The sequence below is a fragment of the Paenibacillus maysiensis genome (genome assembly GCF_000520815.1).
Lineage (GTDB): Bacteria > Bacillota > Bacilli > Paenibacillales > Paenibacillaceae > Paenibacillus > Paenibacillus maysiensis.
The window spans coordinates 1-10,932 of the sequence record NZ_ASRY01000264.1 but is presented as its reverse complement, the minus strand read 5'-3'; the positions used below and the strand labels follow the sequence as shown (position 1 = coordinate 10,932).

Here is a 10,932-nt window from a genome sequence, read left to right as displayed (position 1 = left end):
GGCGGGAGGAGCGGTAGCCTGCGTGGGTACGATTGGCTTCATCGGGCTGATTGCTCCGCATATCGTGCGTACGTTGATCGGGCACCATGTACGCCGTTCCATTATTTTGTCAAGCATCCTGGGAGCGGTGATGCTGGTGCTGGCAGATACGATTGGACGGACGGTGCTTGCGCCGACGGAGATTCCTTCCGGGCTGCTGATCGCTCTGATCGGTGCGCCGTATTTCCTGTACTTGATGTATCGCTCCAATCGTAGTAAGTCAGTGTAGTTGAGGTGGTACGCAAAAAGGCTGTTTCCGAGCGGATTTTCCGTGGGGGAAACAGCCTCTTTTTATATAGACAGTTGCGGTTTTAATTCATTTCTTCTGCAAAGCTATCTGGATTTTATATTTACAAATCTAATAAAGTAGATATAATATTCTGTATGGAACCGTTATTGATTTATAAAGCTTTGTCTAATGAGACACGTCGTCTAATTATGCTGTGGTTAAAAAATCCAGAGGAATTTTTTGATGAACAGGCTTATCTGAACCAAGGTCTTAATTTTCGAATCGGAGTATGCGTGGGGGATATTCAGGCTAAAGCAGGACTTGCACAGTCTGTTATCTCAAGTTATTTATTAACGATGCAAAAAGCTGGTTTGTTGGAGTCTGAGCGAATTGGGAAGTGGACGTACTATCGTCGGAACGAAAAGACAATACAGGAATTTGCCGAGTACATCCAAAAGGAACTATAGACAGAAAGGAGGTTTTTTTTCGTAAAACACATCTATAAATCTGTATATATAAATATAATGGGGGCTTACATTTAAAATGAAACAGGTTAACTCTTTGCTTATTATTATTCTGGCTTTAGGCGTATTCGGCATTATTACAACGGAAATGGGGATTATAGGTGTTTTACCCCAGGTCACTCAAAAATTTAATATATCGACTTCACAGGCTGGCTGGCTTGTAAGTGTATTTTCTTTAGTCGTTGCTATTTCAGGTCCATTCCTGACCTTACTCGTTTCCGGTATAAATCGTAAAGTCATTCTGCTAACGGCTGTGCTCAGTTTTGTGATTTCAAATATGGTTTATGCTTTTACAACCGAGTTCGATGTGATGCTTATTTTCCGCATTCTCCCTGCTATTTTCCATCCTGTCTTTTTTTCGGTTGCCCTAGTGGTCGCAGCCAAACTTGTCCCGCCGGAAAAAAGCAGTAAAGCAGTCACCAAGGTTTTCGCCGGAATAACGGTCGGATTTGCTTTTGGCGTGCCTTTAACTTCTTATCTCGCAGAAAAAATATCGTTAGAAGCCGCTTTCTTGTTTGGGGCTGTTGTCAGCATGATTGCCTTTACAGGAATCCTCATTTGGCTTCCTTCTATGCCGTTTAAAGAGAAAATGTCTTATGGAAAACAGCTCGGTATACTACGTAAACCTCAATTATGGTTCAATATCGTGACCGTTATTTTTATCTTTGCAGCTATGTTTTCTGTGTACAGCTACTTTGCTGAATATCTTGGTCAGGTAACCCATATGAATGGGTCATGGATTAGTATCATGTTGATGGTCTTTGGGATCATCATGATTTTTGGGAATTTTTTATTTGGAGGGTTATTACATAAAAATCTTATAAAGACCGTCATAATGTATCCTCTGCTGTATGTGGCCATTTACTTATTCACTTATAGTCTGGGGGCTTCTTTCCTTCCGATGGTTGTGGTTGTACTTATTTGGGGAGCGGTGCATTCCGGAGGGCTTATTATTAGCCAAGCATGGTTAACGACGGAGACGAAGGAAGCTCCCGAATTTGGAAATAGCTTGTTTGTCTCATTTTCTAATCTTGGCATTACTTTGGGGGCTTCAATTGGCGGTTGGTTTATCTCTCACTTAGGGATACATCAGCTTATCTGGAGCGGAATAATGTTTACACTTCTGGCTTTTTTAACAATCATCATAAAAGTAAAAATGTTCAAATCGAATACAGAGGAAGTAAAAGTGAGTTAAAATATGGAGAGACATTAGAAGCGTACCCCACATGATGACCATAAAATAATGCATGGGGTGATATTGATTGCATTTCGTATGGAGTAATATTTTAATTACCCTCCTAATCGTTGGTGGCATTTTGGCGTTGTTCGTCTGGGGAGTGCTTTCCTTTATAAAGCGTCTTCGGAGATTGGAATGAGCTTTCAATGATAGTTATTTACTAATTACGTAAACATGGGACCCGTAAAAATAACTCTTTTCAGAGTCTATATTTTACGGGTCTCCGTTTTATTTAGAGCTTACGAATTTCAAATAAATCGTTAGGAGTGATATCGAAATAAACACACAATTTAGTGATTAAGGTAGCTGATATTTTCTTTTTTTCCATATTGCTATTGTGCACCAGCTCCATAATTGTAGTTCTGCGATGTCCAATTTCCTCAGATAATTTTAAAACAGACATGTTATCGTGCTGTTTTAAAATCTCATCCAACTTGCAATGTAAAATGTAGCTTTGTTGATCCATAGAGGCCTCCAGATGATTTAGAATAAAATATTGCACTATGAAAGTGCATGTGATATATTGTGTTTATGTAAAGTTGCACCATGAAAGTGCAATTAGTTCGTAACATATTATCATTTTATCAAAGGGATGTACAACATACCCTTGGCTTTGCTATTGCCATTTTTCCAAAAATAGAATTGGGGATGATACCATGATGCAAAACACTAAAACCAACAAACAAGCCATCAAAACCATTGTTCGTATGGGACAGGTCTGGGAACAGACAGAAGAAAACGAAGAAGCCGGGCTGCACTACTATCACATTACAGATGCCCTCAACCGCCAATGGCAGACCATTGGGGTGAATGTTACTGATGCAATTCAAGTGTTTGAGAATGGGAACGATGGAGTGTGGACACGAATAATTCAACTAGCCCCATTTTACCCTGACCTGACTACTCACGATTTAATTCATATGCTCAGTATTGGCCCGGAGGCTTGGCGTATACGCAACGCTATCCAAATCATATTGAATAACGTGGAAAGACGCAATGCATTTGTGAATCGCATCGTGAATGTGAATGACGAAGATGTATTAAATCTATTATACAATATGAAAAATGAATTTCTTAAGCGCGATCAGCTTTCAAACCAGAAGTTCATGGATTTATATGCTGTAAACCCTGTAGAGGCGTTATCGGTCTATTTTCTGGAGTCAGTGGATGTTCATACATATTGGGAGTGGAGCGAGGCAGGGGGTACATATAGTAAAGCCATTCAGTACAAACAAGTAAAGCCTGAAATGACTTTAGCTGAAGCTATTGAAAAGGCAGAAGATGAAGCCAGAGACTTGGTTTCAGGCTACTAATATCGTGTGCTATCATGTTTTTAACCATTCTATTGGCTTAGATGGGCGGTCGGTTTATCTCCTGCAAAGGAGGTGACGCCTGTGGAGGTTAAAGATGCACTGACATTAATGATAATGTTCGGTACATTGCTGGTGGCGCTGATCGGATTAGTCATCACAATTGTCGTTGCATTGAACCATAACCAAAAGAAGTAGATGAAAACGGATGGGGTATTGATTTATGTTGAGAATGAAATGATCTATTGGAGGTAAACCGATGAATATTCGGATGTATCATGACTTGGATTTGCAGTTGAAGAAGGCTATTGAATGTAAATGCCAGGCTTTTGAGTGAGATAAAAGGAGACAAATAAAGAAAAGATGAGCGGTGATTATCCATGAGAATTAGTATCAAGCTGAAATTCAGTCTGTTCCTGGCTGTACTGCTTATTCTTGCTCTAGGCGTGCTAAGCTATTTCGTTCTTCAAGGGGTGGAAAAGAACCAGCAGACTCAAACCGAGGTTTATCTGGCCCAGCACGTCAAAACGGTTAATCTGCGAGTGAAGCAGACCTATTATACAGGTACGCGGCTGGAGCCACAGACATTTATGAAGCAGCGAGGCCGGGGGCTGGCTACAGAGTTGGCCGGATTTACCGGACTGGGAGTCACGCTGTATGATGCGCAGGGACTCCAGGTAGGCAGCTCAATTCAAGACACCTCAATTCAAGATCATCCAGCGGTGGACCGGCAGAGTGGAGTAAATGCTGCATTGGCCTATGCATTGCAAAATAAAATTGCATATGAGGCTGTGGGGGACACACTCCTGTATCTGGCACCGCTCCAAGGGCCGGAGGAACAAATGGGGGTAGTGCAGTTGCAATATTCACTCAAAAGTTCGCAGAGCTTTCTACGAACCCTCCAGAATTTGTTCCTGACTACAGGGATCGCGGTGCTTTTGCTCAGCTTCATCATCGGATATTTGTATTTTAACCGGGCAGCCGCAGCTATTGGACGGTTGAAAAAGGCGGCAGAGGATATCCGCCGTGCCGAATATATTCAGGCTCCTCCATTTAGGCGAAAGGATGAACTGGGCGAGCTGGCCGAGGGCATCTACTTTATGAGCATGGAGATTGAGCAGAGTATTGCTGCTAAGGATGAAGAGCAACGGAAGCTGCAACTGGCTATCCACAAGCTCCAGGCGCTGGAGCAGCAGCAGAAGCAATATATCGGCAATATTAGCCATGAATTCAAGACACCGCTGACCTCCATTAAAGCTTACGTGGACCTGCTGAATATGTACGACGATGATCCCAAGCTGCTGTTGGAAGCCAAAGCCAGCATCGCCAAAGAAACTCAGCGGCTATATGAAATGGTGGAGAAGGTGCTACGGGTGTCGGCGCTGGAAAAATATGATTTTGAGTCACAGGCGGAGCTGCTGGAGGTTGCAGAGGGGCTGCGGGATGTTTGTTCACGTATGAGCGGCAAGGCGGAACGCTTCGGTATCACTATTTCCTGCGATGCGAAGCCAGCCCACATCTGGATTGATAAAGAGAGCTTTATGCATATTTTTATTAATTTGCTGGATAATGCGATCAAATACAATGTTCCTCAAGGAACGATTCATGTCTACAGCGAACTTAGAGACAACCGGGTAAGGATCACGATCCGTGATTCCGGCATAGGCATTCCTAATGAAGCCAGAGAGAGGATTTTCGAGCCCTTCTACACGGTCAACCGCGACCGATCCAGGCAATCGGGCGGCACGGGACTGGGACTGTCACTGGTGCGCAATCTGGTCGAGAAGCAGAATGGAAGCATTACGCTGCTGGAGTCGGAAGGCGAAGGTTCGGTTTTTGAGCTATCTTTTCCGGCCACATCTTAACAGGTCTGCACTCTGTATCAAAGCTACGCTAAAAAGTTTACAACTTGGAAACAAGCAGTTGTGGTTTAGAAATACTCCTCCAGTATGCTTAGAGTAAGCCAGGGTTACACAAAACTCATGATTAGGCTCCACAGCGAGTTTTGTATGAATCGAATTCAATCATGTCCATGCTGTACAACGTTTTTAGGGGGAATCATGTAATGAACGTAAATATCCACAGCAAGCTGGGCAAAACAGGACTCATTCTGCTCGCTACGGCAATTCTTCTGTCCATGACTGCGTGCAGTACAGGAAACACAGAGGCGCGGCAGGTCGTAGAGAAGTCCGGCAAAAAGATTACCGTGATGGATAACACCACTGAATCCGTATACACCAAGTTGAAGCTAGAGGGCATTGCTAAGATCGAGGGTGTGCGCGGGATGGATTGGGTGAGTGAAGGCACGCTTGCGGTTGATAAAGAGAACAGGAAGCTTTCCCCCGTGATAATTGAGGGAGAAAAACGTTATCCACATAACCTCTATCAATATGATCTTGCTTCCAGTGGGGAGACGCCGCTGCTGGAGGGGGAGAACAGCTACGGATTTGCAAAGCTGTCTCCTGACAGGAAGCATATGCTTTATCAGCAATTGTATGAATCCACAGGAATAGGCTACATCATGAATCTTGAAACCGGCGTTTCCGTGAAGATGTACGATGCAGAGTTTATGGCCGGGGAAGGCGTATGGGAGGATACAGGTCACGTTATTTTTCCCAATATGGAAGGGGACATTATCAGGGCTGATGTGAACGGAAAAAGTGAAGTCGCAGTCAAGACTGGACAGAGAAGTGTTTCTAGCGTGGCTCAGTCGGGAAACATGATCTACTATGTTGCAATGGGGGAATTGATCGCCTATGATATCGAAACCAAGCAATCCGAAGTCCTGAAAAAAAACGTCTGGGTGGTCCTTCCTTCCCCAGATGGCAGCAAGCTGGCGGTTGTAAAACACACCAAACCTGGGGAGAACGTATTGGTTCTTTGCGATACCAAAGGGAAAGAGCTGTCCACATTGGCTTCGGGTATGCAACTGTTCGGTACAAGCTGGTCGCCGGATGGGAGCAAGCTGGCCTATGCGGTTTCTGAGGATGGAGATAAATACCGTTTTTTCATTACGGAAGCAGAAACAGGAGAACAAACCCCGGTTCTGGGCGATAATGACATAAGCGACCAGCTACGCTGGAGCCCTTCCGGTAAAAAGCTGTTGATTCCAACAGGGGTTTTGAAGGACATAGGATATCAATCTACGGCTTACGTAATCAAGTTATCTTGAGCCAAAATCATTTATTTTAAGGAGGATGACGAACGCGATGAAAATAACAGAAGTGCTCTTAAATACACACCGATTGGATGCCATGAAAGCTTTTTACGGCTCTCTCTTGGGCCTTGAAGTTCTGGAGGAAAACGCTTCACGATTGTCATTTCGAGCTGGCGAATCGGTTCTTGCTTTTCAGGAGGATTCAAACATGGAGGATGAGTTTTATCACGTTGCGTTTGCGATTCCAACCAATAAGTTCATTGAAGCAAAACAATGGGTAATCGACCGGGGTATCTCATTGATTTCAAGTACCAAAGAGGATGAGTTTCTTTTCGAAAGCTGGAATGCAACAGCACTTTACTTCTATGATCCAGATTATAACCTTATCGAGTTCATCGCTCACCATTCACTCGATAACGCTGTAGATGAAGCTTTCGGGCCAAGGGCTCTACTTCGTATAAGTGAGATTGGCCTTCCCGTAGATAATGTTCCAGAATTTTGTCAAACCATCACAGAAGTGTTCCAGCTTGATTCATGGGGTGGAGCTGGGCCGCAATTCACGCCACTAGGGGACGCGGAAGGATTATTAATTGTAATAGACAAGCAGCGGCCTTGGTTCCCGGACGATAGGATGCCGCGCGAGTACAACACCAAAGTCTTGATTAAAGGTACATATCCTGCCAGTCTTTCGCTTCAAAATGGCTTGTACGAATTGAAATCAATCTGATTTAGAACTTCTCGCTCTAATATGAGACAGGAGGAATTTACTTGGCAACGATTGCTGAAATGTACAGGCATTTAACGATGCATCCGTTGATTTGGGAAGAAATATGAAACCACATGATTTGTTAAATGAAGCTATTTCTCACACAGGCATCATAAAGAGTAGATCGTGAATTTTCTTCAATCCATCGTCTAAAACCCATCTGTAGAGTGTTGTTATTTAATACCCTAAATAAAGGATCGAACAAGTGTACCGTTATATGGTATATTGTTCCTATAATAAAAGATTTATTCATTCATAGGGCGGTGGTACATTTGGGTCATTTTCATGACGATATTGTAGAAGTTACACTTTGAAACCGATTTATGAATCGGAAGGTTGTAATCATGATGTTGATAAGAGGTGTTTTCGATTTTAATTCAAAAGGAGAAAGTTATGTTGTCACCTAAGCAAGAAGAGGGACTTAGCAAATTCATGAGCAAAATACTTAGGCACACACCAGAACAATTTGGGGTTAAGTTGGACCATGAAGGGTATTGTGATGTCCAGGATTTAGTTGAAGCAATAAAATCAGAAAATAGGTGGTCGAATATAAGAGAAGAGGATATCAATCAAGTCGTAACGAATTGTGCAAAAAAGCGATACGAAACTGTTAATGGGTACATACGGGCTAACTACGGTCACAGCGCGGGAAGACTAGACTATAAGGAATTTCATCCCCCAATTGTTCTCTATCATGGTACAAATACTAGGGTTATAGAGAAGATCCTTACAGAAGGAATTAAACCAATGGGGAGAGAGTACGTCCATTTGTCCGAAACTCTTGAATTTGCAACATTAGCAGGCAGTAGACGTGGAGAATTGGCGATTTTGGAAGTTAACACGACAAGTGCCCTAGCTAATAATGTGAAGTTCTATTATGCAAACAATGAGGTTTGGCTTTCTGATTTTGTACCACCACAGTTTTTGAAAAAGTTATAAAGTACGGGGTGGAGCAGGTGGAGAACAAATTCACTTTGTATTTGCACAATCTTTTAAAAAGGAGTTAATCCGAAAAGGTATCTTAAGTAAATATATGAGAGGTATATGATATTGTTCCAGAAGATGGTACAATGTATTGCAGTAAGTCTGTTCTATCATTGGATTGCAATAGCCTTCTTTTTAATAAGTTGATTCCTAACAAGTTTCTTTTAAGGGGTGGTTTATTTTGTCTAATACAGCCACGATACTCACAGAGATAACCAATCATATGAAAGACAATGATTTAATTCTAAGCAACTTAGCCAGAGAAGTAGACATGAATCCTGGTACGATGAGCAGCATCATTAATGGGAACCGCACTTTTTCAGTCGATCAACTTGATCGAATCACAAAAGCAATGGGGCATCCTGTGGGCTATTATTATGAACGATATGTGCATGAGTATTTAGCGGAAGCTAACCCGAATTGGCGTCGAATGAGTCCTTTCTTACATAATTGTGCGAGATTAAACAAATTGGACTGTATTCATGAAGTTGTAAACTTATTGATGGACAAGCTGGGATACTCAGAATCCTTATTCGAACTTGCTGAAGAACTCTTTAAAGAGGAGTTATATGAGGCGGCAGCTATACTTTATGAAAATGTAGCTGTAAGTGAGAAAAAGCAATATTCAGAACGTCTGGCTATGTGCCAGTACCGATTATTTGTGGCAAGACAAGGTGATAATCAAGAGGAAAACTATGATGCGGTAGTTCAGTTTCAAACTTACGTTGAGCGCTTGGATGAAGCGGATCAGCTAGATGCGTTAAGGGATTTAGTGAATACATGTCGTTCATTGCGTAAGTGGGATAAGGCCAATAAGTTTGCTACAACTTTGGGAAATAAAGCAGAAATACAATACAAAATCGATCAACAGCATCATGCAAAGAGCGAACATAGAAAGAAGTCTTTTTACCCTCCATTTGTATACTGGGCATTTTCACATTTAATTCGTGCTGAGGTTTGTGATGCTAAGAAAGATTATGAAACAGGGCTCCAGCATATCCAGAAATATGCCGATTTAAGCTGGGTGGAAGAAGAAGATGAAACGACCCTAAAATGGAAAAATCAATTTAAGGAGTGGGCAAACGCCAATACCTATGTGAATAGACTTCTTGCGGGTGAAGTAAACGTGCTTCCCGATTATATTGCTTATTTTTCATCAAGAAAAGATGAAGTTCTTCCCGCACTTGATATTATAGTTGAGGCAGCTAACCAATATCATTTTGATGTAGATGATATTCTAAAGCAATTTGAGGTGGATATTTCATCTGATCTGGAGGAACAAAGCATCGAAAGCTTTTATACTCAACGATTCATAACAGAACGGTTTATACATTTTTCGAAGGAATTATCAGTTTACTATTTGACTAAAGGAAGATTTTCGGATGGCTTTAGATTTTTATTAAGTTGTTTGGAAAAATCTACATTAATCAATAATAAATCGTATATAATTAAATGTATGAGACTGTTTGAGTTTTTTCAAGAACATGCTTCTTCTGAGACAAGGGCGGTTTTCAGAAATTTGATTAATGAGGTGGATGAAGATGAAACGTAAAATTATTCTAACCTTTTTAGTAGCCAGCTTTATGTTAGTAGCAGTAGTGACTATACCTTTACAATTTCCAGATAAAGGGTCTAGTTATCAACCGACACATCACGGCGAAATTTAATCATCCCTAATAGGGATAAGTGATTTAAATTCGCATCAGTTATTGAAGCAGATCATTAAATTCTTATGATCAATACAGAAGGTTGGATGGGATTGCCCGTCTAGCCTTTTTGTTTGTAAGGAGTTAGGGATGGTTCTCCACAAAATTAGTGTACTAAAATTCAATACATATCCACGGGTGTCCACACTCACGCGCAAATGCTGCATAAAATATCCCGGATGAACAAAGAGGAGGTGCACGTGAGGACAATGATACACATGGAACCCGTACAGGTGGGTGAGCATACATTTATCGGAGTTGAGGTCAAACTGCCTAAAACAACGCTGTTGACCATCTCCAATTCCCGTGGTTACATCATGTGCGGCGCGTCTAAGATGTACCGAATTTGGGATAGTGAAATTTTTCGCTGTTTAAGCCTTAAAGTCAAGCAGGACAAGCTTTCATAGCTGTTTTCAATTTACTAATCTGTACTGATTAATTCTATTAAAATCTTATAAATGACTGAATTTTGTGACCGCATTTGTGACCTCTTGGAGAGGACAAGCATGTGACTGTGCATCCTATTCCCTGTTATAATAAAAAGAAGAATTTAACAAATCAACAAGTGGGTGAAAAACATAATTACTTTTGATAAACAGAAAATTCCATCTATTATTATTCTTGCTCTTATTGTTTTTGGATTGTTGTATGGTGCTGTGCATCCTGAAATCAGTGATAGATTTGCTGAAGGAGCTACAAATACAGTCAAATGGTTCTTTGAGTTAATTAGAGGTGCTATTACCTCATTACAGCCCGATTTCTCGAATGCTTGATTATTATACCCCTAACGACACAAATAACAGCCTTAGACCGAACGTGAGAGTGTCTGAAGGGAAATATGTAGCTATCGAATACTCTAATCCATGTGAAAATTGACATTATAATATAGCCGATAATATATTATTTTATTTTAAAGGAGATATACTTTATGGATAAAGATGTTCAAAGAAAAATGGCTCTTCGCTCTATTGGATGGGTAA

11 protein-coding genes and 1 pseudogene are annotated in these 10,932 nt (G+C 41.4%); 11 read left to right on the top strand and 1 reads right to left on the bottom strand.

The annotated features are described in order from the left end of the window. The 3 genes from L696_RS28800 to L696_RS0117860 all read left to right on the top strand — a co-directional run. The coding region (locus L696_RS28800; protein WP_155985433.1) for an iron chelate uptake ABC transporter family permease subunit at window positions 1-268 on the top strand (268 nt) is incomplete at its 5' end. A 155-nt stretch (window positions 269-423) separates the two neighbouring features. Then, window positions 424-735, top strand: a complete 312-nt coding sequence (locus L696_RS0117865) for an ArsR/SmtB family transcription factor (RefSeq protein WP_025684851.1) — start codon at window positions 424-426, stop codon at window positions 733-735. A 76-nt stretch (window positions 736-811) separates the two neighbouring features. Then, complete coding sequence (locus L696_RS0117860) at window positions 812-1,987, top strand: MFS transporter (protein ID WP_025684850.1); 1,176 nt, start codon at window positions 812-814, stop codon at window positions 1,985-1,987. A gap of 274 nt (window positions 1,988-2,261) precedes the next feature. On the opposite strand, the gene L696_RS0117855 is transcribed toward L696_RS0117860, so the two are convergent. Beyond that, window positions 2,262-2,495 carry a helix-turn-helix domain-containing protein gene (locus L696_RS0117855; protein WP_025684849.1) on the bottom strand — a complete coding sequence of 78 codons (234 nt, stop codon included), beginning with the start codon at window positions 2,493-2,495 and terminating at the stop codon, window positions 2,262-2,264. A gap of 190 nt (window positions 2,496-2,685) precedes the next feature. On the opposite strand from L696_RS0117855, the gene L696_RS31525 reads away from it, so the two are divergent. The 8 genes and pseudogenes from L696_RS31525 to L696_RS32520 form a co-directional block, all read left to right on the top strand. After that, window positions 2,686-3,342, top strand: a complete 657-nt coding sequence (locus tag L696_RS31525; RefSeq protein WP_025684848.1) for a hypothetical protein — start codon at window positions 2,686-2,688, stop codon at window positions 3,340-3,342. 81 nt (window positions 3,343-3,423) lie between these two features. Then, on the top strand, window positions 3,424-3,537 hold the full coding sequence (locus tag L696_RS32055; RefSeq protein ID WP_245233394.1) for a putative holin-like toxin: 114 nt from the start codon (window positions 3,424-3,426) through the stop codon (window positions 3,535-3,537). A gap of 182 nt (window positions 3,538-3,719) precedes the next feature. Beyond that, a complete protein-coding gene (locus L696_RS0117840) occupies window positions 3,720-5,204 on the top strand; it encodes a sensor histidine kinase (protein WP_025684847.1) in 1,485 nt (494 codons plus the stop codon). A 200-nt stretch (window positions 5,205-5,404) separates the two neighbouring features. Then, window positions 5,405-6,511: a TolB-like translocation protein gene (locus L696_RS0117835; RefSeq protein ID WP_025684846.1), complete on the top strand. Its 1,107-nt coding sequence runs from the start codon at window positions 5,405-5,407 to the stop codon at window positions 6,509-6,511. Between the two features lie 37 nt (window positions 6,512-6,548). Continuing rightward, on the top strand, window positions 6,549-7,223 hold the full coding sequence (locus L696_RS0117830; protein WP_025684845.1) for a VOC family protein: 675 nt from the start codon (window positions 6,549-6,551) through the stop codon (window positions 7,221-7,223). A 432-nt stretch (window positions 7,224-7,655) separates the two neighbouring features. After that, the gene (locus L696_RS0117825; protein WP_025684844.1) at window positions 7,656-8,201 is read left to right on the top strand and encodes an RNA 2'-phosphotransferase; all 546 of its coding nucleotides are present in this window, start codon (window positions 7,656-7,658) and stop codon (window positions 8,199-8,201) included. A 226-nt stretch (window positions 8,202-8,427) separates the two neighbouring features. Continuing rightward, window positions 8,428-9,798, top strand: a complete 1,371-nt coding sequence (locus L696_RS0117820) for a transcriptional regulator (protein WP_025684843.1) — start codon at window positions 8,428-8,430, stop codon at window positions 9,796-9,798. Between the two features lie 363 nt (window positions 9,799-10,161). Continuing rightward, a pseudogene (locus tag L696_RS32520) lies at window positions 10,162-10,281 on the top strand (YunC family protein); the annotation flags it as partial. Window positions 10,282-10,932: the final 651 nt, after the last annotated feature.

What these genes read in the sequence shown, in the direction of transcription:
- L696_RS0117865 (WP_025684851.1), top strand. Translation starts at nt 424, where the DNA reads ATGGAACCGTTATTGATTTATAAAGCTTTGTCTAATGAGACACGTCGT.
- L696_RS0117860 (WP_025684850.1), top strand. Translation starts at nt 812, where the DNA reads ATGAAACAGGTTAACTCTTTGCTTATTATTATTCTGGCTTTAGGCGTA.
- L696_RS0117855 (WP_025684849.1), bottom strand. Translation starts at nt 2,495, where the DNA reads ATGGATCAACAAAGCTACATTTTACATTGCAAGTTGGATGAGATTTTA.
- L696_RS31525 (WP_025684848.1), top strand. Translation starts at nt 2,686, where the DNA reads ATGATGCAAAACACTAAAACCAACAAACAAGCCATCAAAACCATTGTT.
- L696_RS0117840 (WP_025684847.1), top strand. Translation starts at nt 3,720, where the DNA reads ATGAGAATTAGTATCAAGCTGAAATTCAGTCTGTTCCTGGCTGTACTG.
- L696_RS0117835 (WP_025684846.1), top strand. Translation starts at nt 5,405, where the DNA reads ATGAACGTAAATATCCACAGCAAGCTGGGCAAAACAGGACTCATTCTG.
- L696_RS0117830 (WP_025684845.1), top strand. Translation starts at nt 6,549, where the DNA reads ATGAAAATAACAGAAGTGCTCTTAAATACACACCGATTGGATGCCATG.
- L696_RS0117825 (WP_025684844.1), top strand. Translation starts at nt 7,656, where the DNA reads ATGTTGTCACCTAAGCAAGAAGAGGGACTTAGCAAATTCATGAGCAAA.